Origin of the sequence: Treponema denticola ATCC 35405 (genome assembly GCF_000008185.1) — a bacterium.
GTDB classification, from domain to species: Bacteria; Spirochaetota; Spirochaetia; order Treponematales; family Treponemataceae; genus Treponema_B; species Treponema_B denticola.
Genome location: NC_002967.9, coordinates 246,615 through 271,429, shown reverse-complemented (window position 1 = coordinate 271,429; position 24,815 = coordinate 246,615). Strand labels below are relative to the sequence as shown.

24 protein-coding genes, 5 tRNA genes and 1 other RNA gene are annotated in these 24,815 nt (G+C 32.4%); 23 read left to right on the top strand and 7 right to left on the bottom strand.

The window, feature by feature from the left end; genetic code table 11:
• Positions 1 to 149: 149 nt before the first annotated feature.
• Positions 150 to 1,679 (top strand): ribonuclease Y, encoded by a 1,530-nt coding sequence (gene rny / locus TDE_RS01165; protein ID WP_002681149.1) that lies wholly within the window; start codon positions 150 to 152, stop codon positions 1,677 to 1,679.
• Positions 1,680 to 1,722: 43 nt separating this feature from the next.
• Here the strand turns inward: rny and TDE_RS01160 are convergent, their stop codons facing one another.
• The 3 genes from TDE_RS01160 to TDE_RS01150 are packed head-to-tail and all read right to left on the bottom strand — an operon-like array spanning position 1,723 to position 4,237.
• Positions 1,723 to 2,133: a type II toxin-antitoxin system VapC family toxin gene (locus tag TDE_RS01160; RefSeq protein ID WP_002666459.1), complete on the bottom strand. Its 411-nt coding sequence runs from the start codon at positions 2,131 to 2,133 to the stop codon at positions 1,723 to 1,725.
• Positions 2,117 to 2,368: a hypothetical protein gene (locus TDE_RS01155; RefSeq protein WP_002676581.1), complete on the bottom strand. Its 252-nt coding sequence runs from the start codon at positions 2,366 to 2,368 to the stop codon at positions 2,117 to 2,119. Before TDE_RS01155 ends, TDE_RS01160 begins: the two co-directional genes overlap by 17 nt.
• A gap of 57 nt (positions 2,369 to 2,425) precedes the next feature.
• Complete coding sequence (locus TDE_RS01150; RefSeq protein WP_002681147.1) at positions 2,426 to 4,237, bottom strand: ABC transporter ATP-binding protein; 1,812 nt, start codon at positions 4,235 to 4,237, stop codon at positions 2,426 to 2,428.
• Positions 4,238 to 4,419: 182 nt separating this feature from the next.
• Between TDE_RS01150 and TDE_RS01145 the strand changes: the two genes are divergently transcribed.
• Positions 4,420 to 5,553, top strand: a complete 1,134-nt coding sequence (locus TDE_RS01145; protein ID WP_002681145.1) for a Fic family protein — start codon at positions 4,420 to 4,422, stop codon at positions 5,551 to 5,553.
• Here TDE_RS01145 and TDE_RS01140 read toward each other — a convergent pair.
• Positions 5,546 to 6,076 (bottom strand): O-acetyl-ADP-ribose deacetylase, encoded by a 531-nt coding sequence (locus TDE_RS01140; RefSeq protein ID WP_002681144.1) that lies wholly within the window; start codon positions 6,074 to 6,076, stop codon positions 5,546 to 5,548. The two genes, TDE_RS01145 and TDE_RS01140, sit on opposite strands and share 8 nt — an antisense overlap.
• A 270-nt stretch (positions 6,077 to 6,346) precedes the next feature.
• Here TDE_RS01140 and dnaN point away from each other — a divergent pair, with 270 nt between their 5' ends.
• The 4 genes from dnaN to TDE_RS01120 all read left to right on the top strand — a co-directional run bounded on the left by dnaN (position 6,347) and on the right by TDE_RS01120 (position 11,729).
• Entirely contained in the window at positions 6,347 to 7,450 is a 1,104-nt protein-coding gene (gene dnaN, locus TDE_RS01135) for a DNA polymerase III subunit beta (protein WP_002681136.1), read from the top strand.
• Between the two features lie 8 nt (positions 7,451 to 7,458).
• Complete coding sequence (recF, locus tag TDE_RS01130) at positions 7,459 to 8,541, top strand: DNA replication/repair protein RecF (RefSeq protein ID WP_002681135.1); 1,083 nt, start codon at positions 7,459 to 7,461, stop codon at positions 8,539 to 8,541.
• A gap of 52 nt (positions 8,542 to 8,593) precedes the next feature.
• A complete protein-coding gene (locus TDE_RS01125; RefSeq protein WP_002681134.1) occupies positions 8,594 to 10,474 on the top strand; it encodes an ATP-binding protein in 1,881 nt (626 codons plus the stop codon).
• 262 nt (positions 10,475 to 10,736) lie between these two features.
• Positions 10,737 to 11,729, top strand: a complete 993-nt coding sequence (locus tag TDE_RS01120; RefSeq protein ID WP_002681133.1) for a hypothetical protein — start codon at positions 10,737 to 10,739, stop codon at positions 11,727 to 11,729.
• Here TDE_RS01120 and TDE_RS01115 read toward each other — a convergent pair.
• On the bottom strand, positions 11,721 to 14,354 hold the full coding sequence (locus tag TDE_RS01115; protein WP_002681132.1) for a DNA methyltransferase: 2,634 nt from the start codon (positions 14,352 to 14,354) through the stop codon (positions 11,721 to 11,723). The genes TDE_RS01120 and TDE_RS01115 overlap by 9 nt on opposite strands.
• 292 nt (positions 14,355 to 14,646) lie before the next feature.
• On the opposite strand from TDE_RS01115, the gene TDE_RS01110 reads away from it, so the two are divergent.
• The 7 genes from TDE_RS01110 (at position 14,647) to TDE_RS01080 (ending at position 17,984) form a co-directional block, all read left to right on the top strand.
• On the top strand, positions 14,647 to 14,946 hold the full coding sequence (locus tag TDE_RS01110; protein WP_002681130.1) for a hypothetical protein: 300 nt from the start codon (positions 14,647 to 14,649) through the stop codon (positions 14,944 to 14,946).
• A 16-nt stretch (positions 14,947 to 14,962) separates the two neighbouring features.
• Entirely contained in the window at positions 14,963 to 15,235 is a 273-nt protein-coding gene (locus tag TDE_RS01105; protein WP_002681127.1) for a type II toxin-antitoxin system Phd/YefM family antitoxin, read from the top strand.
• 200 nt (positions 15,236 to 15,435) lie between these two features.
• The gene (locus TDE_RS01100) at positions 15,436 to 16,095 is read left to right on the top strand and encodes a hypothetical protein (protein ID WP_002681126.1); all 660 of its coding nucleotides are present in this window, start codon (positions 15,436 to 15,438) and stop codon (positions 16,093 to 16,095) included.
• 24 nt (positions 16,096 to 16,119) lie between these two features.
• On the top strand, positions 16,120 to 16,644 hold the full coding sequence (locus tag TDE_RS01095; protein WP_002666489.1) for a GNAT family N-acetyltransferase: 525 nt from the start codon (positions 16,120 to 16,122) through the stop codon (positions 16,642 to 16,644).
• The gene (locus TDE_RS01090; RefSeq protein WP_002681124.1) at positions 16,644 to 17,294 is read left to right on the top strand and encodes a hypothetical protein; all 651 of its coding nucleotides are present in this window, start codon (positions 16,644 to 16,646) and stop codon (positions 17,292 to 17,294) included. The genes TDE_RS01095 and TDE_RS01090 overlap by 1 nt, the downstream gene beginning before the upstream one ends.
• 40 nt (positions 17,295 to 17,334) lie before the next feature.
• Positions 17,335 to 17,475: a ribbon-helix-helix domain-containing protein gene (locus TDE_RS01085; RefSeq protein WP_002681122.1), complete on the top strand. Its 141-nt coding sequence runs from the start codon at positions 17,335 to 17,337 to the stop codon at positions 17,473 to 17,475.
• 20 nt (positions 17,476 to 17,495) lie between these two features.
• Entirely contained in the window at positions 17,496 to 17,984 is a 489-nt protein-coding gene (locus tag TDE_RS01080) for a DUF721 domain-containing protein (protein ID WP_002681120.1), read from the top strand.
• 239 nt (positions 17,985 to 18,223) lie between these two features.
• On the opposite strand, the gene TDE_RS01075 is transcribed toward TDE_RS01080, so the two are convergent.
• A complete protein-coding gene (locus tag TDE_RS01075) occupies positions 18,224 to 18,742 on the bottom strand; it encodes a methylated-DNA--[protein]-cysteine S-methyltransferase (RefSeq protein WP_010956700.1) in 519 nt (172 codons plus the stop codon).
• A gap of 7 nt (positions 18,743 to 18,749) precedes the next feature.
• Positions 18,750 to 19,985 (bottom strand): class I SAM-dependent methyltransferase, encoded by a 1,236-nt coding sequence (locus tag TDE_RS01070; RefSeq protein ID WP_002681116.1) that lies wholly within the window; start codon positions 19,983 to 19,985, stop codon positions 18,750 to 18,752.
• A gap of 214 nt (positions 19,986 to 20,199) precedes the next feature.
• Here TDE_RS01070 and TDE_RS01065 point away from each other — a divergent pair.
• The 10 genes from TDE_RS01065 to TDE_RS01020 all read left to right on the top strand — a co-directional run bounded on the left by TDE_RS01065 (position 20,200) and on the right by TDE_RS01020 (position 24,785).
• Positions 20,200 to 20,284, top strand: a tRNA-Ser gene (locus tag TDE_RS01065).
• A gap of 26 nt (positions 20,285 to 20,310) precedes the next feature.
• Positions 20,311 to 20,397 (top strand) — tRNA-Ser (locus tag TDE_RS01060).
• A gap of 11 nt (positions 20,398 to 20,408) precedes the next feature.
• A tRNA-Arg gene (locus TDE_RS01055) sits at positions 20,409 to 20,482 on the top strand.
• Positions 20,483 to 20,523: 41 nt separating this feature from the next.
• Positions 20,524 to 20,608 (top strand) — tRNA-Ser (locus TDE_RS01050).
• 47 nt (positions 20,609 to 20,655) lie between these two features.
• A tRNA-Ser gene (locus TDE_RS01045) sits at positions 20,656 to 20,742 on the top strand.
• Positions 20,743 to 20,841: signal recognition particle sRNA small type (ffs, locus tag TDE_RS01040), an RNA gene on the top strand.
• 49 nt (positions 20,842 to 20,890) lie between these two features.
• Positions 20,891 to 21,835, top strand: coding sequence for a cyclic di-GMP binding protein (locus TDE_RS01035; RefSeq protein ID WP_002681114.1), 945 nt, complete (start codon positions 20,891 to 20,893; stop codon positions 21,833 to 21,835).
• A 44-nt stretch (positions 21,836 to 21,879) separates the two neighbouring features.
• Positions 21,880 to 23,022 (top strand): tetratricopeptide repeat protein, encoded by a 1,143-nt coding sequence (locus TDE_RS01030; RefSeq protein WP_002681112.1) that lies wholly within the window; start codon positions 21,880 to 21,882, stop codon positions 23,020 to 23,022.
• An 82-nt stretch (positions 23,023 to 23,104) separates the two neighbouring features.
• On the top strand, positions 23,105 to 24,082 hold the full coding sequence (locus TDE_RS01025; protein ID WP_002681111.1) for an ABC transporter substrate-binding protein: 978 nt from the start codon (positions 23,105 to 23,107) through the stop codon (positions 24,080 to 24,082).
• Positions 24,054 to 24,785, top strand: coding sequence for an ABC transporter permease (locus TDE_RS01020; RefSeq protein WP_002681110.1), 732 nt, complete (start codon positions 24,054 to 24,056; stop codon positions 24,783 to 24,785). Before TDE_RS01025 ends, TDE_RS01020 begins: the two co-directional genes overlap by 29 nt.
• Positions 24,786 to 24,815: the final 30 nt, after the last annotated feature.

Genomic DNA, 24,815 nt, shown 5'->3' with positions numbered 1-24,815 from the left:
TTTATTCGTGCAGAGGGTTTAATACTCTGTTGCCGTGCAACGTACGATAAAAATTTTTTATAACTTATTTTCAAAATTTTCATTGACTTTTTTTTCGATTGCTTGTATTATGAGACTGGACAGTAGTCATTTTTTTAAGGAGCATACCGATGAATTGGATTTTGTATGTCATCCTTCCTGCTGTCTGTATAATTCTTGGATGGACGATTCGCTGGCTTTATGCCAGATTTCAACTATCTGCTTCTGAACAACGTGCAGAACGGATTTTACAGGAGGCAATAAAAGATGCTGAAGCTCAAAAGAAGGAATTCCTTCTTGAAGCAAAAGAGCAGCTGATTCGGGAACAAAAACAGCAGGAACGGGAAAATAGGGAACGCAGGAGTGATCTCCAGCGTTTCGAACGCAGGTTGGCGCAAAAAGAGGAAGTCCTCGATAAACGTGTCGAAACTGTAGAAAAACAAGAAAAAGAGCTTATCAAGAGGGAAGCCGCACTTGATGAGAGGACTGAAATTTTAAGCGGCGAAGAAGAAAGATATAGGGAAGAATTGGAAAGAATTTCCGGTTTGACCCAGCAGCAGGCAAAGGATTTGATTATCCGTGACTTGGAAGCTGAAGCAAAGCATGATGCGGTTACTATCATAAATAAGATAGAACAAGAAGCTCAGCTGACAGCAGAAAAAAAAGCACAGGATATTCTGATTACGACGATTCAACGTCTTGCAACGGAAACGGCCAGCGACATTACTGTCTCAACGGTCAGCTTGCCCAGCGATGAGATGAAAGGAAGGATTATCGGCCGCGAGGGCCGCAATATTCGAGCCTTGGAAACTCTTACCGGTGTAGACATAATCATTGACGATACCCCTGAGGCTGTTGTAGTATCTTGTTTCGACCCTGTGCGCAAAGAAATTGCGAGGGTTGCCTTGGAGAGATTGATTCTTGACGGCCGAATTCATCCGGCTCGCATTGAAGAGATTGTGCAAAAGGTAACCAGAGAAATTTCGCAAAAGGTTTATGAAGAAGGAGAAAAGGTTCTATTCGACCTCGGCATCCATAACATGAACCAAGAAGGCGTAAGGGCCTTGGGAAGGCTTTATTTTAGAACGAGCTATGGGCAAAATGTGCTTCAGCATTCTAAAGAAGTAGCCATAATCGCAGGAATGATTGCAAGCGAAATCGGTGCAAATGTCGAAATCGCAAAACGCGGTGCCCTACTGCATGATATCGGAAAGGGAGCAGAAACCGATTCCGATAAAAACCATGCCGAAATAGGAATGGAGCTTGCAAAGAGGATCAATGAAGATCCGAGGGTTGTCAATGCCGTAGGTGCTCACCACAACGATATAGAGCCTACCTGCATTGAATCGGTAATCGTACAGATTGCAGATGCAATTTCGGCTGCAAGACCTGGTGCAAGACGCGAAACTATGGATAACTATGTTAAGCGGCTTGAAAACCTTGAACAGCTGGCTGAAGGCTTTAACGGAGTTGAAAAAGCTTACGCAATCCAAGCCGGACGGGAATTGCGAGTTGTTATCAACAACGAAAAGATTTCCGATGCCGATACCAAGATTTTGGCCCGGGACATTGCAAAAAAAATCGAAAACGATTTGCAGTACCCCGGAAGAATCCGCGTAACCCTTATACGCGAAACACGTATAGTAGAATACGCCCGCTAAAAAATCACTCAAAAAAAGCCCTCGAAATCGAGGGCTTTTTTGCTTATAAGCTCTTTAAAAACTCGGAAGGTGTATAAACCGGTATTTTTGAAGAGAAAAAATCTTTTTTATTCCGTGTAATTATACAGTCAACAAATTCTTCTAAGGCACATTGATATTGCAATCCGTCTTCAAAATCAGTAAATTCCGTATTTTTCAAGGCCTCCAAAACGGAATTCTTATCGGCTCTTCCAATTTCAATAATTTCAAATAAATTATAAAAAATATCTCTCAAGGTTTCCGGTGAAACATATTTTTTTAATAAATAAAACAGAGTAGAAACCGTATGAACTGCCACTATGCCTATTATTTCTCCATCTCTGCATTTACTTATTATTTTTTCAGCCTCATTAAAAAACACTGGCCGTTTTGATAGAAAATCGACTATTATGTTCGTATCAAGTAATACTTTCATATTTTTTTAAAGCCGCTTCCATATATTCCTTTTTATAATCAATATCGGAAGGTATGCATCCTGTATAGTTTAATAAATTTTCATATGCAACAATTTTTTCTTTGCGGCCATTTTTTTTAGAGCAGCCTTTATTATTTTTTTTTGATTTTAAGAGCAAGTATTCAATATAATTTTGAACCTCGCTCTGAAATTCTTTTGGAAGTAAATTATATCGTTTCAATAACAAATCACTCATAAATGCCTCCACTAATAATATACTTTATGCCCTCATATCTGTCAATATATTAATTTATCAGCCATACCGGGCACTTTGTTTTTTAAACATTTCGGCATAGCGGCCGTTTTTATTTATAAGCTCGGTGTGAGTGCCGGTTTCGGCGATTGAGCCGTCTTCAACTACGATTATTCTGTCGACACTGCGGCAAAGGGCTAGCCTGTGTGTAACGACTATTGCCGTTTTTCCTTTCATAAGTTCAATCATAGCTTCAAGAACCTCATGCTCGGAATCGGGATCAAGAGCCGAGGTAGGTTCGTCCAAAAGGATTATTTCCCTATCCGCCCAAGCACAACGCATTAGGGCAAGCCTCTGCCATTGGCCGCCCGATAAATCAAGCCCTCCTTCAAACTGCCTTGTAAGCAGGGTTTTAGGCTCCAACATTGAATTTGCTATCGGAAAACACTTACAAAGCTCTTCAAATTTAAAGGCATCTATCTTAAATTCTTCTTTTTCAGCTTTAAAAGAATCCGGTTCATCATTAAACTGCTCGGCAATCTCGGAAATTGCCGCATTTTCTTCAAATGTCATAGGAAAACGGGCAAAGTCTTGGTAAACGGTCGCAAAAGATCTTCTTAAATCATTAACCGCAATCTCTTTTGAATTTTTTCCATTAAAAAAATAGCCACCTTCAAAATCGGGATACATTCCGCTTATGATTTTAATCAAAGTAGATTTACCGGAACCGTTTGCCCCGACAAGGGCTATTTTTTCTCCTTTTTTAATTTCAAGGTTTATATCTTTAAGAGCCTTTTTTTCACATTTAGGATAAGAAAATGAAAGAGATTTTAAAACTATAGCATTTTGTGCTGTCTGAGGAGGATTTATTTTCTCATCATAGAACTGACTTTTTTCGATCATAGTTTCATCGTAGTTTATAACATCAAAATAAGGCTTTAACCTGTTAAAATCGCTTTTAAGATCGACACCGAATAAAAGCACAGTAAAGGCATTTTGCCGTAGCTGAATAACCGCCGTAACCGCAAAAACGAAGGCTCCCGTTGTTAAGGCGTTTCGGCTTACAAGCATATATAAGTATGCAATCACAGCACAATCTACAAGCCCCTCAAAAATATGGGCTAAAAGGGTCATTCCCATGCTTTTATTTCTAAGCCGGGAAGTTTCCCTTAAAAGATTATATCTATTTTTCTTCCATCTTTTTAGAATAAATGAAGCGGCATTCCACAGGCGTATTTCTTTTGCAAAGGCAGAATCCAAAAGAATGTGCTCATGAACAGCGGCCTCCTTATAGGACTCTCCGTTTTGAATTTCCAATGCCCATAGCCTTTCTTCAAGATTCCATTTTATAATTAAACTCGGTAAAAAACCCGTTATCAGAGCAAGGGGCACCCACCAAGCTGTCGTAATTCCAATCCATAAAAAAGGCAAAGAACCCAACACTCCCGAAAAAAGCATAGCAAGAGAATTAAAAAAGCTGTTAAATTTGGGAATGAGTTGATCGGCCAGTCTTAGCTTATTTAAAAAATCCGGATTTTCAAAGATGTCTATGTACGCATATTTTGAAACCTTTTCCAAAAGCCTTTCTTTCATTTCCAAAAAGATTTTCCCTTCCATATAGGTAGAATAGGTCCAGCGGATAGCTTCAAAACTGTCGTTTGTAACTAAAAATGCCCCTATAAAAATTATGTATAGAATGACATTTTGAATTTGGGAAATGCTTGAAAGAGCATCGATTGTTTTTGAAAGAGCCCAAAAACTCACAAAGGGAGCCAAGGCCGACACAAGGGCCAAAAAGAACAAGACCGAAAGCTGTCTAAAAGGCAATATCGAAAAAAAATTATTTTTAAAGTTTAAAGTCTTAGGAGTCATTTAAATTTACCTAAATTGAGTACATTATAAATAAAGAAATTATATTGTCAAGCACGAAAATACACCAAGAATCGTCGTTAAAGTAAATTATAAATTCTCATAATTTACTTTAAGCCTTTAAAGTAAATTATAACTTGCTATTTTGCTAAATTTATGTTAAAATAAATCCATTGGGAGAAAAAATGGATATAAAAGACTTTAAATCCGGCAGCTTAAAACAAGGATATAAATATCAATATTTTATGCCTGAAAAGATAAATCATGATTTTTCATGGGAAGATACCTCTATTAACACTCTTTTAGAAAAAGCTTCTTTTCATTTAGGAGCCTTAAATTCTTTTTCATCTCTGGTTCCTGATGCAGATATGTTTATCATAATGCATATTTTTAAAGAAGCCGTTATATCAAACCGTATTGAAGGAACTCGAACAAATATTGAAGAAGCATTAAATGAACAAGACAATTTAGACCCCGAAAAAAGAAACGATTGGCAGGAAGTTCATAATTATGTAAAAGCCATGAATAACGCAATACAGGAGCTTGAAAATTTACCCCTTTCAAATCGTCTGATTAAAAATACTCATAAAATATTGCTTTCAACCGGAAGAGGAGAACATAAAAGTCCGGGAGAATTCCGGATTTCTCAAAATTGGATAGGCGGGACAACTCTTTCGGATGCAGTTTTTATTCCTCCTGCACATGAAGAACTTCCCGAGCTTTTATCGGACTTGGAGCTTTTTTTAAATAATACCAATATCAACATTCCGCACTTAATACGTATTGCAATAGCCCACTACCAATTTGAAACAATACATCCATTTTTAGACGGAAATGGACGAATCGGCAGACTTTTGATAAGTCTTTATTTGGTACACAGTAAGGTCTTACAAAAACCTCTTTTATATCTTTCCGATTTTTTTGAAAAAAATAAAACCCTTTATTATGATAACCTCACCTTTGTGCGGACAAAAAATGATATGTCTCAATGGATAAAGTATTTTTTAGAGGGAGTAAGTCAAACTGCCGAAAATTCGGCACAAACCTTAAAGAAAATAATTGAGCTAAAAACCGATTTGGAAAAAAACAAGCTGCTTTCTCTTGGTAAACGTACCAAAACGGCAAACGAATTTTTATATTTCCTTTTTCATAGTCCCGTTATTACAAGTACTGCCCTCCAAAAAGAAATGAAAATTACAGCCAAAACAGCCAATAGCTTAATAGATGCCTTTATCGGACTGAATATACTCAAAGAACGTACAGGATATTCACGAAATAGAATATTTGTTTTTAATAAATACGTCGAACTTTTTATGTAGTATAATTTTTTTCCATTAATTTTTTATAAATCTCCTCATTTTCCTTTCCAAAGCAGACGATAAAAACTTTCATACAATCCTTATGTTCTTTTAAAAATGCGGAAATTTCATTTAAGGCTATTTTTGCAGCTTCTTCTTTAGGATAACCGTAAACTCCGGTACTTATACAGGGAAAAGCGATGGATTTACAACCATATTCAAAAGCTAAATTCAAACAAGACCTATAAGAATTCGCTAAAAGTTCAGGTTCTCCGTTTTTTCCGTTCTCATAAACAGGGCCGGGAGTGTGAATTATATATTTTGAAGGAAGTTTATAGGCTCCTGTTATCTTAGCTTTCCCTGTTTTACAGCCCTTTAAGGTTCTACATTCTTCCAATAATTCAGGGCCTGCAGCGGCATGAATAGCCCCGTCAACACCGCTTCCGCCTAAAAGAGTAGTATTTGCAGCGTTTACGATAGCATCTACTTTTAATTTTGTAATATCGGCATTTATTATTTCTATTAAAGTACTTGTATTTTCCATAATTATAGATTATAACATAAAAGTCAAAATAAAACACCATATTTTGACTGTATAACCTCTGTATTTTTTTTAGAATATATGTTAATATATGATTAAGTTTTGTGGATAACTTTTTTATTGCTGTATAACCAGTAATAAAGTGTTTATAATTTTACTGACTTATAAATATTTTAATTCCATATCCAATATAGAATTAAGTAACTTATCAACAAATTCACATGGCTTACTACTATAACTACTAATTATTATAAAAGATATAAGGAGAAAAAAATGAAAATAAGTTTTGACAGAGACACTCTTTTAAAAGAAATATCCATCGCTCAGGAAATTATCGCTACAAAAACGGCTTTAACGATTCTCTCAAATGTATTGCTATCTGTTAAAGACGGAAGCCTTACTATAAAGGCCACCGACATAAAAGTAAGTTTTGAAACAAAAATACCCGTAAACATAATAGAAGAAGGCTCAACAACTGTTTTTTGCGATAAATTCGCAGGTATTCTTTCATCTTTGCCAGCAGGCGAAGTAGAAATAGAACAAAAAGACCAAAAACTCACGATAAAATCGGTAGTAAAAAAGGCAAAATTTCAACTTAAAACAATACCTGAAAACGACTTTCCTGCCTTTACAGAACCCACAAATGTAAACTTCTTTAATATTCCCACAAAAGAATTTAAAGAAATGATTCATCAAACTATTTTTTCGGTTTCAGATGATGAAACACGCTATTTTATGAATGGTGTTTATATCGAAAACAAAGAAGATACCTTATATTTTATTGCAACCGACGGAAGGCGTCTTGCTCATATTAAGAAAAATTTCGGAATACCTATTCCCGAATTTAAAGGAGTAATTGTTCCTCCTAAAATTTTAAACATAATCAATAAAAGAGCATCTGATGAAGGAAATATAGAAGTTGGAATCGGTGAAAAAAACATATTCTTTAATTTTAATTCTTATAAATTCTCTTCTGTTTTGATTGACGGTCAATTTCCCAATTATGAAAGAGTAATCCCTGAAAATCAGAACCTTTCTTTTGAAGTTTCAAGAACGGAATTTATAGAAGCTTTAAAACGAGTTTCTCTTTTGGTAGAATTAAAAACAAGAAGAATATTTTTAAACATTCTTCCCGGTTCTCTTATTATTTCTTCTCAAGAAAATGAAATAGGAAGTGCACGCGAAGAAATTCCTTGTAAATACGACGGTCAAGAAGTTATGCTGGCCTTAAACTATGTTTATATAGAAGATCCTTTAAAGACCATCACTTCAGACAGAATAAAGGTAGAATTTACCGAAGCTATGAAAGCTATAACATTAAAACCTGAACCTGAAGAAGACTTTTTCCATATAATAATGCCTATGCAGACGGAGTAAGGTTATAAGTGCCCTTTCTTTCCGCCTCTTTCTATAATTTTAGAAATCTGGAAAATGCTACAGTAGATATTTCTTCCCCTGAAGTTTTTTTAGTAGGAAAAAACGGACAGGGGAAGACTAATTTTTTAGAAGCTCTCTATGTTTCTTCTTATGGAACTTCATTTAGAACTCGCTCTTTAGCTCAGATATGTACAAAAGATGAAAAAGAATTTAGTATAAGGGCTCTTTATAAAGAAAGCGATAATATAAGTCATACTATTTCGATAATAATTCAAGATAAAAAAAAAGATATTCAAAAGAATTTTAAAAAAATTAAAAATTCTAAGGAATTGATAAGCACTATTCCATGTATTTTGTTTCATGGGGACGATATAGAATTTGCCGTTGGAACTCCTTCAAGGAAGAGGTTTTTTATAGATCAATCGGTTTCGCTGTGTAATTCCGACTTTATAGAAGTTTTAGTAAAATATTCAAAGGCCTTAAAATCAAGAAATGTAATTTTGGAACAAAAAAAAGCTTCTCTTTTAGATTCTATAGATGAAATTTTTGCTTCCCTTGCTCTTTTAATCACAAATGAAAGAAAAAATATTGTAGAGGAGTATGCAAAGCATTTTTCTTTAATCTATGAGGAAATAAGCGGTGTTTCCGGTGTAGAAATGGTTTATCGCCCTTCGGTTAAGGTAGAAAGTGAAGAAGATTTGCTTATCTTGCTTGCAGAAAAACGCCAAAACGATTTGATTGATAGGACGAGCTCTACAGGTCCGCACCGCGACCGCATTCATTTTATAAAGGATAAAAAACCCTTTACCGAAAGAGCCTCAAACGGCCAAAGGCGGCTTATCTCCCTTGTTTTAAGAATGATTCAAGCCAAAATCTATTCCGAAAAAACCGGCCGAAAACCTATTTTTCTGATGGACGATATTCTTTTAGAACTCGACCCCGAAAAACGCCAAAAGTTCATGGAGCTCCTGCCCCCCTACGAACAACTCTTTTGCACCTTCCTCCCCGGCGAACCCTACAAAAACTACCAAAAAGAAAACACCAAAATATTTTTCGTTGAAGATGGAAAGTTTAGTGTGGAGAGGGGGTAGAAATCTCTAAAATATGGATTGTAAAAAGGTTTGTTTTGTGGTATGATGCTGTATGCGTATTAAAGTACAGAAAGCAGCATCTCTATTTTTCCCAAATACATCATTAGAATTTGTATATTTTGAGGCTATAGCTAATTCTATAGATGCAAATGCAAGTAGAGTTATAATTAATATAGAACTTGAAAAATTTTCAGAAGAAAAAAACTTATTAATTTCAATAGAGGATAACGGTGAAGGTTTTATTGATAGAAATTTTGAGAAATTTTGTAGCATATTAGATACAGAAGATAAACAACACAAAGGTATTGGAAGGTTAGTTTATTTAAACTATTTTTCTAATATAAAAATAGAGAGTATATTTTCTAATAAGAAACGTGTTTTTATTTTTAATGATTTTTTTGATGGAGCAAATGAATTATCTGATACAATTCAAGAAAATAAAACTATTCTGTCTTTTGAAGGATATAAAAAAGATAAGATTGGAAAATATGATTATATAATCCCAGAATCTATAAAAGAATCAATTATTTATCATTTTTTACCAAAATTATATTCGATGAAAATAAAAAATAACATTTTTCATTTGTCAATCAATCTTAAAACACATGATGATAATACTGAAAGAGGTTTTTATACACATTCAGTAGAATTTGATTTAAATGATTTACCTGTTTTAAAGGAAAAAACTATTAATGATAGTACATCATTATTTAGCTATTTTAAATTGATGTATTCAATTGAACATGTTTATACTGATCAATCTGTAATAAGTGCTATTTGTGCCGATAATAGAACTATCCCAATGGAATTAATAACAAATAAAGATTTTCCTTTTGGATATAAAATGGTTTTTATTCTTTATTCTGATAATTTTGATGGTAAAACTGATAATGCAAGAGGTGCATTAGAACTTGATAATAAAACGATTAATTATGTAAGACAAGTGTTCTTAAAGCTAGTTGCTGAGGTTATTCAAGAAGAAATACCAAGCATAGTAAAACAAAATAAAGCTGTTGAAATAAAATTGGAAAATGATTATCCACATCTTGATGGATATATTAATACTGAAACAATTGGCCTTGTAGATAAAGATAGTATAATTGAAGAAGCTCAAATGAAATTTTTTAATGAACAGAAAGAATTACTTGAAGCTTCTGATTTATCTGATGAGCAATACAAAAAATCATTAGAATTTTCATCTAGAATTTTAATGGAATATATTCTTTACAGAACTAAAATAATATCAAAATTAAAAAAAATAGATAAAAATAATAATGAGTCAGAAATACATGATCTAATTGTTCCAAGAAAAAAGGAATACAATAAAGATAATTTGATTGAAGATATTTATCAAAACAATGCTTGGGTATTAGATGATAAATATATGACCTATAGTAAAGTGTTAAGTGATAAAGAAATAGAAGATATTTATAATACATTATCTATTAGTAGTACTCATGTTTATTCTCATAAAGATAATGGAAGACCAGATATTACTATTATTTTTTCAAATGATCCTAAAAAATTTACTGCTGTTGATGTAGTAATTATTGAATTTAAGAAATTAGGTTTAAAATTGGCTTATAAGGAAGAAATTATAAGTCAATTAAAACAAAGAGCTAGAAGGCTCTTAGAATTTTATCCAAATAAAATACAACGGATTTGGTTTTATGGTATTATTGATTTTGATAAGGAATTTAAGGCATCGCTAATAGAAAGTGGATTCACGAAGTTGTTTTCAAATGGAGAATTATTTTATAAAAGTCAGGATATAGTTATTAATCCAGAAACAGAACAAATTAAGATTGCAGATATTTTTTTACTTTCTTATGATGCAATGCTTGATGATGCAGAATCAAGGAATGAGACATTTTTAAGAATATTAAAACAAGGAATCAAACGACCAGTATCAGAAAGCCAATCCACGCTTTAATATGATTTTACTTTTCACTGTAGGTTAATATATTTTAAAATGAAAGATACTCATTATTTATTTAGATAATCTTAAAAAATAATTTTAACAGGATGTCATATATGATTAATCTATGCAAAAAAGCCGTAAAAAACATGATGATTTAATGAAAATTAATCAAATCAGCAGATAGAATTTAATGAAAAAATAATATTTTGCTCTGAGTATAGAAGATTATACTTTATAAACTAATTTATATATATATTTAGCCGATAAGTAAAGTATGAGTAGGCGTGAAGTAAAAAATCAAACAAATATTTCTAGAATTGAAGGAATTAAACCAAATGATGCTTATGTTGCTTATGTATGTGTACAATGTAACAATTTGAATATGATAAATATTGGACAAAAATTATTAGATCCAAGAGAGGCTTATGAAACACAAGAATGGAAATGTGAAAGATGTGGATTTTTACATAGTAAAAATAATTCATTGTCTTATTCAAACTGGCCAGAAGAAAGTAAAAAGAAAGGTTCTATTCCTGTACAAAGATTTTGGCAAGCTTTTTTTAGAGTATATACAGAGAATAAAGAAGCATATTGGAAACAATGTAATTGTTGTGGAAAAATATTACCATTTTCCGCATTTAGCAAGCATATTGGTTTTGGCCCTCTTGAAAGACAAATGGAATGTAGAGCTTGTAAGGGAGTGATAAATGCATTTTTAAATCCAGAAAGAACAGAAGATCAATTAAGAGAGTCAAATGTTAGGAGACGTGTTGCCGATTTGTTTGTTAAAAAAGAAAATAAATCTAAAGATGATGGATTTATTAAAGATTTATTTAAACGTTTTGGTTCAAAGTGCTTTAAAACAAAGAAATATCTAAATATTCATGATAGAAATTCTTGGGCTATAGATCATATTTTACCATCAAAATATCTTTATCCTCTTACAAAAGAAAATGCTGCACTATTATCTGTAGAAGCTAATTCCAATAAAAGAGATCGTTGGCCTTCAGAATTTTATACAAATAATGAATTAATAGAACTTGCTACAATAACAGGAGCTGATTTACAATTATTATCAAATAAAACACCTATTATAAATCCAAATCTTACTGATGAGGATATAAATGCAGGTATTGAGAATTATTTGTCTGTTCGTGAAAATTCAAACCTTGAGAAGCGAGTAGCTGAAATAAAAAAAATCATAATAGACTATCAATTAACGGATAAATTATCGAAAAGCAACAAGAATTTACTTGGTTTATCTTAAAATTAAAAATTGATGTTTATCTACTGTGCCAATGTCCTTTATTCCAAAATTTTGGCAATGGGAGACATCTTCTGTAAATAAGTCATATTTAGAAAACCATTTATTTGCTGTTTTTATTAAACATTCTGCCATATCACATTTTTTACTTTTTCCAAGATGAAGAACTAAAACTCCATGCTTAGATAAACGTTCTCTTGATTGCATAAAAAATGATTCATACACAGAAAAGGAAAATTTTTGCCGTTCATCAATGAAAGAATGTGGTTTTGTTTGAAAATCATTTACTTCCCATCCACAAAACCAAAGGCGAATCCAATTAGCTAAATAAAATCTTGTGCTATCAAAGAAAGGTGGAGAGGTTATTATGGCATCTAAATTATTTATATTTGTTGGCCAAAATTTAGTTGAATCCTGTAAATATGCATGTCCCAAAAAATCATTTTTTGGGTAATCTTCTATATCTTTATCAATTTTATTAGTTAGATGTTCAATTAAATTTTTATAAACAAATTCTCCTGTAGGTGAATAAGGTACTATTGGATGAGATCGGCGACTTAAAGCATAAGGTCTATTACCATGAAGAATATGTAATATTGCTGAAATTATAAAAAAATCATGTGTATCATTTGGCAAATTTTCTTGAAAATATTTTCTAGCTAAAATTATTTCTTTATAAGTGTTTGGTTCATAAAATAGAGGAATTTTACCATTAAATCCAAAATCGTTATATTTTTCTAGTTCAATGCTATTTAAAGAGTTATTTTTTATATAGTTGTCTAAATTTATAATTTTATTTTTTAGAGTATTTTTATCAATTTTACCTAATTTAGCAGCTGAAATATAATAAGCTGGTAAACTTATGTCAAAGCTAAAAGAATATTTATTATTTAACCTTGCTTCAAAAGGAATTGTGCCGACTCCTGAGAAAGGGTCAAGTATAGAGCCGTTTTCAGGGACGAAAGTATTAACTAAAAAATGAGCAATTGATGGTTTTAGTTTTCCTTGATAAGAACACAGAGAATGTAATTTATTACCCCAATTTTTTTTTGAATATGGAATTTTTTGATAAGGAATATTATTCTTGAAAAAAGACCATTTTTCTTCCCATTTTGGAACATATACATCTTCTTTCTTTTTTATGTCTTGTTTTGAATTATTTGTAAAAATCAATAAGATCTGTTTAATCGTTTCTCCAGAACGCGAACGCCGTTCTCTTAGTTTTACACTATCAATAAGCTTATATTCTAAAGTCAATAAAATTTCTATTAAAATCAGATCAGTAGGAATATGAACTCCACCAAAAATTGAATCGCCAATATCGATAGCAATTTTTCCATTTGGTTTTAGGTATTCGCGGATACTTAAAAAAGTTTTATACATATCATAAAAATAATGTTCAGCCATTACAGGAATTCTATTATCATAAGAATTAGATTTTAAATTATTAATCGTTTTATCCAATAATTTTGAAATTCCTTTTAAATTCTTGTTTCGATTAGATAATATAACATCATTTATTCCACTAGTTATTATTTCGTCTCTAAAAAAGCGTAAATCGTCTTTAGTTTTTAAAAATTCCATAAACCAAAGTTCTAATTTAGTATTTCTAATATAGTTTGTTCCATTTAAATATGGCGGACTTGTAATAATACCATCAAATTGAATATTTTTCATATATTCTATTTTTTTTGAATTAAATAATATTTGTGTTGCATTTATTTTGAAACTTTCATTATAAGATATTATATCTTCTACGATAATTCTAAAATGATTGTTAAACACTTCTATTGGATGAATATCTTCCTTTTCTAATTCTTTTTTTGTTTTAAATCTAACATCTCCCGATTTTTTTAATAAAGAGATATGCATTAAACAAGAAATCATAGTGATTGTTAAAACTTTAGCAAGTAAAGGATTCTCATCTTCAATTTTTTTGATAATTGATTTTACCTTTAAAATAAAGGAAAAAGATATATCTGTAAAATAGATACTTTTTTCAAATACACGATAATAATTTTTTTTAAGTTCAGCATCTTCTTGCAGTAAAATAAGGTGCTGAAAATTATTTTTAAAAATCTCTACATCTTCTAAAAGCATTTCTTTATTTTTGGGTGATAGTCTAAAAAACTCTAACTTTGCTTGAATTTGATATGCCATTATTGGGTTTACCTCAGAATAATAACAATCTTTATTGAAATTATTACAAGCAAAAATTGTTGTTCCTGTTCCTGCAAAGGGTTCATATAGTATTTTAGAATCAGAAAAATATTTTTCTAAAATACTATTTACAAAATCAATAGAATAACCTTCTGAGTAATTATACCATCGTTGAAAAGGTATATCTTTACTTGTTCTGAATGTCATATCTCCATAAATGCATTTATTTAATTTTTCTGAAATATGATATTTTATATATTGGCTTAAATTTCTATTTTCAGCTTTAGCATAGTCAATTAAATTTTCTAAATATAGTACATTTATTAAGGTTCTAATTTCATTATTTGTTTTATTGGAAAATAATAAAAATAAATCTTTTTCTTTATTTGAGAAAGAAATTGTAATACTTTTTCCTTGTTTATTTTGGTAGTATGAAGGAAAGTATATAGATTTAAATTGTTGTTTCATAATGTATATATCATAATATGATATATACTATTTGTCAATATGTTATACTTTGTTTTTAATTTGAATTAAAATCGGAATTCTTGAAATAGACAAAATTAAGGCAAAATTGTATTTTAAGGAAAAAAAGATTGATATGTTGATAAGTGAATATCTTAAAAGTAAATTTGAGAAATTTTTATAAATTAGAATTTTCCACTATATATTCTTAAATGTATTTTAATTTTTAAATAAAAAAATTAATTTATCAACAAAATCAAGAAAAATACTGTATAATTATAAAAAAAGGATAGCTGTGGATTATGTTTTTGTAAAAGATACGGAAGGATTTGTCGTTAAAAAGTTAAAATCACAGGTAGAATGTGATGAAATAATAATTTCTGAGGCGGAATATAAAAAATTGTCAGGTGATAATTATTATGAATTTCATTTTGGGCATGGAGGCAAAAGACCCGGAGCCGGTAGAAAACAAAAACTAGGCTCGCCCTTAAAATTTCAGATTAGGGTAACGGAAGAAGAAAAAGAATTTATCAGCTATGCACGTGAACATAACTTTGATTATAAAAAAGTTATGGAACAAAAAAATATACAATAATATCAACGGAGGTCTTATGATTACGGCAATGACAATTACAGAGGCGAGAAAGAAAATAACCTCGCTTGAAGATACAATGGATTATGATGATACTATTTCTATAACCAATCATGGGAAGGAAATTTTTGCTCTAATAAAATGGGATACATATGAGAGTATTTGTGAGACTTTAGAAATTTTATCGGATGAAGAACTTTCAAAAAATCTTGCTATTGGTGTTCAACAGATTAAAGAAAATAATTTGTTGGATTTCGATTCATTTAAAAAAAGTCTTTCATGTACACAATAAAACTTAGTGAAATTGCTGCAAACTATATTGCTTCATTGGACAAAAAGCATGATATTTATGAATTGATGAAAAAATACATCAAAACCGGATTGCTGGATAACAAATAAAATCCACCATGTAATGTTGGTTGATTAACAGATTGTAAGAACTTGTTTTTTGTGATATTATTATATAAAAATATTACTGAGAAGGGGAATAAAATGGCTATTCGTAAAGTTATTTTTTTAACACTCTTAATTATGATGCTTTCAAGCTGTACAACCTCCGGTTATGATAGTTTTCGAACAAGAGAAAGCTCCTTTAACCAAACACAAATCGTTACGAGTAATTCTGCTTTTTCAAAAGAAATGATAACAACAATCCTTGAAACGAAATTTCCTCCAAATAAAATTGTTTCTATAGCGATTTTATTTATAGATAAGCAAAGTCCATATTCTGCAGATTTTTCTATTGAAATAATGAAAAAAAGTAATTTAATAAACGGAGTAGAAAAATTTGTTTCTGTACCATCAATAATGATACCAAATAAATTAACTTTTGATGATATTCAGCAAATTGGAATTCGCTCACTTTGTGAATATACTTTAGTCTTTTATTCAGAATCAAGAACAGAGATGTCATTCACCCAATTTATAAAAGGAGAGATAGAATTTAAATCTGATGTTGAATTTTCATTAATAGATAACCAAACGACTGCAGTAATTGCTTCTGATAGACTTGTAACAAAGATAATGAAAAAAAATAAGTTTTTTAACGATAAAATTATTGAACAAGCAAAAAATGAAGTATTTAATGAACAAGCAAATATTTTAGTAGTTAAATTAAATGCCCTTTTTAGTAGTAAATACCAAAAAAAGTAACCACTTAAAACAGATATATAAAAAATGAGTGATACAAGAATTATTAATATTTCTAAAATAATAGCAAATGACTGTTATGAAATTTCAAAAAGCTTTGAAGAACAACAATGGCAAAAACCAATTGAGCAATATATCCAATACATGGATGATCAAAACAATGGTTTAATTGATGTTCTATTGGCTAAAGATAATAATAAATTTGCAGGATATTGTATAATTCAATGGAAGTCAGAATACACATTCTTTTATAAAAATGATATTCCTGAAATAAAAGATTTGAATGTCTTAAAAAAGTACCAAAGAAAGGGAATTGCTACGGCATTAATGGAAGAAGCGGAAAGACGAATATTTTATAAGAGTAATTTATGCGGTCTTCAAGTTGGTTTAACAAATGATTATGGAAAAGCTCATCAACTGTATATAAAAAGAGGATATGTCCCTGATGGAAACGGATTAATTTATAAAAACATAAATGTAAAATACAATGAGAGGGTTGTTGTAGATGATGATCTTACTATTGCATTGTTAAAAGCAAAAAAGGAGAACTAATGCAGCAAACCTTTTCAGACCTAAAAACAAAAATAGATAATCTCTTAAAAGAAGATACAGAGGAAAAAATAGTTCTTATCCTACAAGATATAATGTACACCCTTTTATCCGATTATGTATTTAAAATACAAGGAAATAAGGGCTTTGTTACAATTGATCCCATCGAAATAGAAGCGTATTTTTTTAAAGAAGTTTGCTTTGAAGATGATTGTGTGCATCGCAATGAAAAGCAAAAAAACAATTTCGGGAATCTCTATGTGCATAAAACTAAAAACAATCACTTAAAAGGCGGAACAAGGAAGGGAATGGACCTTTGTCTTTCCGACAGTGAAAGCTATACCCTTGCCTTCTTAATAAGAAGTGCCTATGTAAACAGCATGAAAAACAGGATTTGCGGTCCTTCTTTGTTGACTGATGGAGTATTTGAAGAGCTCGGATTCGATTATAAAAAATACTATAATAAACTTGAATCCCAACCTGTGCTTTTCAAAGAAAAAAAACCGGAAGCCGAATTTTACCTAAGCAAAAGAATAAATGTAAATTCAAAGATGCAGAGCTCTCTTTTAAGAATGGTGCGAATTGAAGATAATTATTTTACAGGCTTAAAAGAAATTAATAAACTTAAAAGCCGGCCTTTTTTCATTGATTAGTCATACAAAATGATGTATATTGTATGCAAGGAGGTGCGATATGCCGTTATTGCAAGTAAGAGAATGTCCTGAAGATATTTATAGAAAAATTACTTATGCCGCAAAGAGTGAAAATAGAACTATTGCACAGCAAATCATTGTTTTACTTGAAAAAGCCTTGAGGCAAATTGTATTAAGTTAAAATCTTTATGAACAAAAAATATGAAACTTTTTAAAACATCAAAAGAGATAGTAGATAATTTTTCTCAAAAGTTTAATGAAATGGCGGAAATTTCCTCGAATCTAAATAATGAGCAAGCCCTATCTGTCTTTGAAGGATGGGAAAAAGTCATAGGCGATAAAAAATTGGCAGCATATTGCGAGCTTTATGATATAAAAAATGAAACGGCAATCATAAAAACCGGACATACAGGCTGGAGTCAGCAGCTTTTAATGCGGAAGAAGAAGATTCTATATAATTTTAAAAAATTTTATCCGGCATTAGATGTAAAAAATATTTCGATTGTTGTTGAGTCCGAATTTGAACTAAAGAGAAATTCTGATGTATCTGAAAATCTTAATCAGAACTTATCTATAGATATTGAAGAAGATAATCCAAAAACAACTGACGAACCCGATAAACCCCTTCCGCCCGAATTAGCAAAAGCTTTAAAATCCTTAAAAAAATCCATATTAAAAAAAAATAAGTGAATGGCAACATATTCACAGTTATTCAAATTTAATAAACAAGTTATCCACAAGTAAAAATTGGAGTAATTTATAAAATCTTTTTATATCGATATCTTTTTTTTGAAAAAAGGAAGAAAAAAGATGATAATACTCTAAAAAGTCCATCAAAGGGGTTGTTTTAGGCTTATTTTTGATTATTTTATAACTAAAAATGTTTTACGTGAAACATTTATTTTATGTTTAATTTTAACTTAAGTTTATCACAAGTTATCCACAAACGGAATTAATTCGATTTGGCATTCTTTTTGCTCAAGGTATAAAAGAAATCTTTTGCGATCCAGACCTGCGGAAAAACCGCCTAATTTTCCGCCAGTGCAGATTACCCTATGACATGGAATTATAATCGGGATAGGATTTTTTCCGTTAGCGTTTCCTACGGCTCGGCAAGATTTAGGATTGTTTAAATTTTCTGCTATCTGTTTATAGGATAGAGTCTTTCCATAGGGAATTTTACAAAGCTCTTTCCACACGGATTTTTGAAAATTCGTACCTTCAGGAGAAAGCTGTACCGTAAATTGTTTTAATCTTCCTTCAAAGTATTTTTGTAATTCTTCTTTGGCCTGTTTGCATATTTGTGCGGCTTTTGTAAAATTATCTTGAGTTTGTTCAGCTAGATTTGTAATGGATTCTTTTTTTATAAATCTTAATTCTTTTAGACCTGAATTATCTGAAATAATTAGTATCTTTCCAATCGGACTATCAAAATATTCGTATACCATAAAGACCTCATATTTGGTTTTCACTTAAAAGTTTTTCTAGACAAGGTTCAATTAAAAAAGCTTGTTTTATCTCTTTAAATTCTTTTTTTGCTTTTTCAATAAGTAGCGTTTTATTTTTTGCCTTATTATCAAGCTTTACTGCCTTGATTAAGATGTTTTTAGGTGTATGTTCAGTTTCAATAAATTCCTCAACGCTTACCTTATATCCTTCCGATTCCAGTAATTTTCCTCTAATCGTATCCGTAAGCAAGGATGCAAATTTTTCGGTAATAATGCCGTAATCAAGTATCGGGGATAGCGACTTTATTATCTTCTCCTTATTTTTACGAATTTGAGTGTTAAGCTCATGCTGGCAGCAGGGAACTGCGAATATTATTTTTGTATTGCTTTTGACAGCCTTGGCTATAGCTAAATCCGTTGCCGTATCGCAGGCATGGAGGCTTATTACCATATCCGGCGGCGTATCAAACTTAAAGCGGCCTATATCTCCGACTTCAAAGGTAAGATTGGCGAAACGGCATTCCCGGCTTAATTTATTACAAAAATCTATTACATCTTCTTTTAGATCCAAGCCGCATATTCTAACGGGTAATTTTTCAATTTCATTTAAATAATAATAAAGGGCAAAGCTTAAATAGGCCTTCCCACAGCCGAAATCCACAATTTGCAGTTTTTCCTTTTCTTTTAAAATATCTTTTAGTTCAGGAAGAACGGATTTTATAAATTCCAGATATTTATTTATCTGCCGAAATTTATGGTATTTGCTTTGAATAATCTTTCCGTCATCGGTAAAAAAGTTAAGTTTTTTTAAAAAGAGCGGCATCTTGGAAGTGCTTAAAATATATTCTTTTTGTTTATTGTGTTCAAAACTTTCGTTTATCGATGCATTCCCTTTCTTTAAAAGTTTTTCTTTTTTTATCGGTTTTGTCTTGAAATGAATAACCCCTTTATTATTTTGCAAAAAAATAAGTTGATTATTTGAAGAGTTAAATTCTGCAATCTTAAATTCAAAAAAAAGACCTTCAAGTTCTTTTTGAAGATTTTGAGGTAAAAGATTTTTATGAAAAACCTTTGCGGCTTCAAAGATTTCTAATTGATATTGTTCTTGATTTTTTAACATTATTTTTCTTAATTTTATTTTTTGAATATGCGAATCTTTTTTTGCCGGCTTTGAAAAAAAACCTGAAATAATATTATGCTCAATACAAAGTTCCGCTGCTTTTTCTATTGATACTGTATTCATACAATGCTCCGGTAATATCTTATCATAAAACCTTATGTGATACAAGAATGCAAAATGTTTCACGTGAAACATTTTATGTTTTAATTATATAGATAAGTATAAATCTAAAATAATTGTACTGTGAAAAGAAGGATTATCTAAAAAAGAGTGATGCGGTTGTCATAAACCTATTGACAAAAACTCTGTTTTTAGGTTAATATATACCCTACATTTTGGAGCGATGGCCGAGCGGTTGAAGGCGGCGGTCTTGAAAACCGTTGTGCTGAGAGGTACCGGGGGTTCGAATCCCTCTCGCTCCGTTAATGTTTGTAACTGTACAAACTCTGGAGTGGTGCGAGAGCGGCCGAATCGGGCTCCCTGCTAAGGAGTTGTACCCTTACGGGTACCGGGGGTTCGAATCCCCCCTACTCCGAATATTTTTTTGAGGCTATAGCTCAGCTGGATAGAGCGTCAGATTGCGGATCTGAAGGTCGGCAGTTCGAACCCGCCTAGCCTCGTTAATAGCCGGCTGAAGATTTCAACCGGCTTTTTTATTTTTGGAGAGATGCGAGAGCGGTCGAATCGGGCGGTCTCGAAAACCGTTGTACCGCAAGGTACCGGGGGTTCGAATCCCCCTCTCTCCGTTTTATGACGGAGAAAAGATTGTACTGTAAACGCATTCCTTATTTTTGGAGAGATGTCCGAGTGGTCGAAGGTACACGATTGGAAGTCGTGTGTGCCAGAGATGGTACCGAGGGTTCGAATCCCTCTCTCTCCGTCCCGGGGCCTATGCAAAAAAGGTTTTTCGAACCCCGTCAGATCCGGAAGGAAGCAGCGGTAGATTAATTCTTTTTGTGCCGTAGTGTTCCCGGGTTTTTTATTTTAGCCTTATTGACCTTTTAACAAATAACTATTATCATATAAGTATGGCCTTTGCAGCAAGTCAGCAGTTAAACAGATATTATAATCTATATAAAAATATAGATGTAACTTTCTCAAAAGAAGTCGTTTCTACCCTTAATTTTGAGCCTAAACAGGTTTTTGTTCGTTGTTCCGGCGGACAATGGCCATGTATTATCAATTCGGCTTCTATGACAAAGGCTAAAATAATTTGCGGCAAAAAAAGCGGTTTTCTGGCCAGGTTGAGGAGCGGCATAACATCCGTAAATATAAGATTTGCCTTTTTTGATACTGAAGGAAAAGATTCTCTTTCTTTTTTTGTTGCAGCTAAGTTGGTCGGTATTTCTTCTTATGAAGCCGGAAACCAAGATCTTGTTTTAATAACCTTCGAATATACCCAGAGAGCTCCGGATGATTTAATAGAAAAATTAGGCATCTTACTTGAAGCTAATATCAATTCACAAAAACGCCGAAATGAGCGAGTTGTTATCACTCCCGAGATAAGCAGAAAAATAGGTCTTGTAGAAAAAGGAACGGTTGTGTATATTGATGCCGTTCCCAGACGCTGTCTTATTAGGGACCTTTCTTTTTCGGGCGCTAAAATTCTTCTTGTCGGTATTGCTAACTTTTTAATAAATAAAGAAGTAATTCTCCGCTTTGCTTTTGATGATCCGCAGTCTGTTTTTGGAATAAAAGGAAAAACTGTGAGAACCGAACCTGTTGAAGGCAGAAAAGACTTGGTTGCTCTTGCAGTTCAATATTATCCGAAGAATATCCCAATGATGTATAAGATGTACTTAAATAAGTATTTTTCCGTTGTGCGTAAACCTGCTTCGGATGGTTTTGGAGATGACTTTTTGGAAGATGTGGCTCCTGCTTCATCCTTTACGCCTGTTTCTTCTCCAATCGGTACCAATACGGCTCCTCTAACGCCGCCCCCAGCTGATTCTGCTCCGGAACAAATTTCTTAACAATGACCTGCTGAAATTTCAAATTACCATATTTAGGAGATAAAATGCAAAATCCTATCGATTCGCTTTTATATGTAAAAATATCGGCTGAACAAGCTGGCAAGATTTTTGAAAATCTTGAGTCTTCAATTCCGCTTCCTATTCAATTATCCGAACCCGGCCAAAAAGAAGATTTTAAGGCCGAAAATATAAAGCCGGAAATGATTTTAGCCGGAATGCTTACCGTTTTTGCCTATGACAGGGAAAATCCCCATATTACATATTATCGAAAAATATTTAATTTACTCCGTCCCGATATCCGTAAAGAAATGACTGAGGCTGCAATTATCAAAATCAAAAATAATGATTTTGATATGGCTGAAGAGATTTTACTTTCTCTTGAAGGTTTAAATCCGGATGACGGTATAACCAAATTAAACCTTGCTCTTTTGATGGAAGAGCGTTCTCAATTCTGTGAGATGAGAGAACTTTTTGAAGATGCTTTGAGCTTTAATAAAAGAGCCGAAGAGCTTTATTCAGAGCTTATACTTTTTGAGCCTCCATTGCCGGGTGTTTTTTTTAATGCTGCATATTTTTTTATAAAACAGAAAAACTATATAAAAGCCAAATCCCTTTTAAAAACATATTTGGAAATAGAAAATGATTCTTCAGAAACAGCCGAATTCCGAAAAGCTAAGGCTTCCGAGTTGCTTAAAACTATTTCGGAACAAGCTCTTGACGATGAGCTTTTCCAAAAAGCCTATAAATGTATTGATTTAGGCGAAGAAGAAAAAGCCGCCGAAAGTATAAAGCTTTTTTTGCGAAAAAATCCTAAGGTTTGGAATGCTTGGTTTTTGTTGGGCTGGGCTTTAAGACGAATGGGCCGTTGGGAAGATGCCCGATCTTCTTTTTTAAAAACCATTGAACTTTTAGAAAATTCCGAAATTTCAGACAAAGAACCTCTTTGCGATGTTTACAATGAGCTTGCAATTTGTTTGATGGAGTTAGAACTTTTTGATGAAGCCGAAAAACATCTTATAAATGCCTTGAGTTTAGATTCCGAGAACATAAAAATTATTTCCAATCTTGGCACCCTCGCTCTAAAACAGGGAAAACAAGAAGAAGCGGAAGCCTTTTTTAGAACCGTTTTAGAAATAAATCCTGACGATAAAATAGCTTTAAATGTTTTGGGTAAACCTCGGGCATAAGTTAAATCAGGTTAATCTCTTGACTTAAAAAGATTATTTGTAGTATTCTTATCCGGCCGGAAAATCGGCATTGGAGGAAAGTATGAAAAAAATATATTCGAGTTTCTTTTTCTTGTTTGTTGGTCTTAGCTTACTATTTGCAGGCGGAACCAAGGAAAAATCTGTAAATGACAGCTTTAAAGCTAAGGTTGTATTACCCGCAGGAGCTCCTGCTGCAGCTCTTTCAAAACTTGTGTATGAAAAAACACAGTTTGATAATTCTGAAACGGAATATGAAGTTGTTTCAGGTCCGGAGCTTTTACAAGCGAGGGTTTTATCTGGGGAGGCCGATATTATAGCCGTGCCTACCAATCTTGCATCGGTCTTATATTCCAAACAGAAAAATATAAAATTGTTGGCTCCCATTGTTTGGGGAAATCTTTATTTTATAAGTTCGGAGCCTGTTTCTTCGATAGCAGACTTAAAGGGCAAAACTATTTATTCTTTCGGAAGAAATAATACCCCCGATTTGACAGCCCGCGAAGTGCTTAAGAAGAACGGTATTGATCCTGATAAGGACGTGAGTTTTGAGTATTTAAGTGCTGTCGGGGATATTCCCTCTGCTTTTATAAGCGGGAAAGCGAAGTATGCTCTTGCTGCAGAACCTTCTCTCAGCATGATCATGACAAAAAAGCCCAATACTAAGATTGTTGTTGATATTCAGGAAGAATGGAAAAAAGCTTTTTCAGGAGCGTCTTATCCTCAAGCTTCTTTAATTGTAAACGCCGAATTTTTACAAAAACATCCCGAATATGTAAGTGCTTTTTTAGATAAGGCTAAAGAGTCTTCCGAATGGGTAAAGGAGAACCCTCAAAAGGCTGCCGAGTATGCTTCCAAAATTGCTGCATTGCCTCCTCCGCCCATTTTATCCAAGGCTATTCCTAAGCTGAACATAGTTTTTGTTGAGGCCGGAAAAGCAAGACCTGCTGTAGAAGCTTATTTGAAGGTTTTGGCTGAAGCCGATCCTAAATTTATAGGCGGAAGTTTGCCTGATGATGCTTTCTACTATAAAGCAAAATAAGTTTAAAATAGGCGGGGCTTTTTTTTGCCTTATCCTTTGGGAAATATTTGCCCAAGGCTTAAAAGCTCCGCTTATTATCCCCCCTATAAAAGAAATATTATCAGCTCTTTTTGTTATTATAAAAACTCCGGAAACTTATGTTTTTATTTTAAGCACCCTTATCAGAATTTTTATAACATTGGCTATAGATTCCTTTATTGCATTTCTTTTAGGTATAGCTTCCGGTTTAAATAAAAATGTTGAAGATTTTTTATCGGCTCCCGAAAATATTTTAAAATCCAGCCCTACAATATCCGTTTTGCTTTTAGCCTTAATTTGGTTTAAATCGAATATGACGCCCATCTTTGTAACAAGTTTGATTGTTCTTCCTCTTTTGTATAGAAACATTGTAGACGGAGTAAAAAACATAGATAAAGGTCTGATAGAAATGTCTTACGATTTTAATGTTCCTTTTGGTAAAAGATTAAAAAGTTTATACCTTCCCTGCATAAGACCTTTTTTGAAGAACGGTTATATTTTAAGTACGGGCTTTGCCGTGAAGGTTGTTATAATGGCAGAGGTCTTAAGCCAGCCGAAATACGGCATAGGCTCTGCTTTTCAAACAGCTAAGATTCAGATTGAAACCGCTTCTATCTTTGCATGGACGGGAATAGCCGTCTTACTTGCCGCCTTCTTACAAAAGGGAGTAAAAAAAATTTTATAGTATAATGTTTCGATTTTAGTTTTCTATATT

Excerpts from the sequence above, each read along its gene's own strand:
- rny (WP_002681149.1), top strand. The coding sequence starts at position 150 with ATGAATTGGATTTTGTATGTCATCCTTCCTGCTGTCTGTATAATTCTT.
- TDE_RS01160 (WP_002666459.1), bottom strand. The coding sequence starts at position 2,133 with ATGAAAGTATTACTTGATACGAACATAATAGTCGATTTTCTATCAAAA.
- TDE_RS01155 (WP_002676581.1), bottom strand. The coding sequence starts at position 2,368 with ATGAGTGATTTGTTATTGAAACGATATAATTTACTTCCAAAAGAATTT.
- TDE_RS01150 (WP_002681147.1), bottom strand. The coding sequence starts at position 4,237 with ATGACTCCTAAGACTTTAAACTTTAAAAATAATTTTTTTTCGATATTG.
- TDE_RS01145 (WP_002681145.1), top strand. The coding sequence starts at position 4,420 with ATGGATATAAAAGACTTTAAATCCGGCAGCTTAAAACAAGGATATAAA.
- TDE_RS01140 (WP_002681144.1), bottom strand. The coding sequence starts at position 6,076 with ATGGAAAATACAAGTACTTTAATAGAAATAATAAATGCCGATATTACA.
- dnaN (WP_002681136.1), top strand. The coding sequence starts at position 6,347 with ATGAAAATAAGTTTTGACAGAGACACTCTTTTAAAAGAAATATCCATC.
- TDE_RS01125 (WP_002681134.1), top strand. The coding sequence starts at position 8,594 with ATGCGTATTAAAGTACAGAAAGCAGCATCTCTATTTTTCCCAAATACA.
- TDE_RS01120 (WP_002681133.1), top strand. The coding sequence starts at position 10,737 with ATGAGTAGGCGTGAAGTAAAAAATCAAACAAATATTTCTAGAATTGAA.
- TDE_RS01115 (WP_002681132.1), bottom strand. The coding sequence starts at position 14,354 with ATGAAACAACAATTTAAATCTATATACTTTCCTTCATACTACCAAAAT.
- TDE_RS01105 (WP_002681127.1), top strand. The coding sequence starts at position 14,963 with ATGATTACGGCAATGACAATTACAGAGGCGAGAAAGAAAATAACCTCG.
- TDE_RS01100 (WP_002681126.1), top strand. The coding sequence starts at position 15,436 with ATGGCTATTCGTAAAGTTATTTTTTTAACACTCTTAATTATGATGCTT.
- TDE_RS01095 (WP_002666489.1), top strand. The coding sequence starts at position 16,120 with ATGAGTGATACAAGAATTATTAATATTTCTAAAATAATAGCAAATGAC.
- TDE_RS01090 (WP_002681124.1), top strand. The coding sequence starts at position 16,644 with ATGCAGCAAACCTTTTCAGACCTAAAAACAAAAATAGATAATCTCTTA.
- TDE_RS01085 (WP_002681122.1), top strand. The coding sequence starts at position 17,335 with ATGCCGTTATTGCAAGTAAGAGAATGTCCTGAAGATATTTATAGAAAA.
- TDE_RS01080 (WP_002681120.1), top strand. The coding sequence starts at position 17,496 with ATGAAACTTTTTAAAACATCAAAAGAGATAGTAGATAATTTTTCTCAA.
- TDE_RS01075 (WP_010956700.1), bottom strand. The coding sequence starts at position 18,742 with ATGGTATACGAATATTTTGATAGTCCGATTGGAAAGATACTAATTATT.
- TDE_RS01070 (WP_002681116.1), bottom strand. The coding sequence starts at position 19,985 with ATGAATACAGTATCAATAGAAAAAGCAGCGGAACTTTGTATTGAGCAT.
- TDE_RS01035 (WP_002681114.1), top strand. The coding sequence starts at position 20,891 with ATGGCCTTTGCAGCAAGTCAGCAGTTAAACAGATATTATAATCTATAT.
- TDE_RS01030 (WP_002681112.1), top strand. The coding sequence starts at position 21,880 with ATGCAAAATCCTATCGATTCGCTTTTATATGTAAAAATATCGGCTGAA.
- TDE_RS01025 (WP_002681111.1), top strand. The coding sequence starts at position 23,105 with ATGAAAAAAATATATTCGAGTTTCTTTTTCTTGTTTGTTGGTCTTAGC.
- TDE_RS01020 (WP_002681110.1), top strand. The coding sequence starts at position 24,054 with ATGATGCTTTCTACTATAAAGCAAAATAAGTTTAAAATAGGCGGGGCT.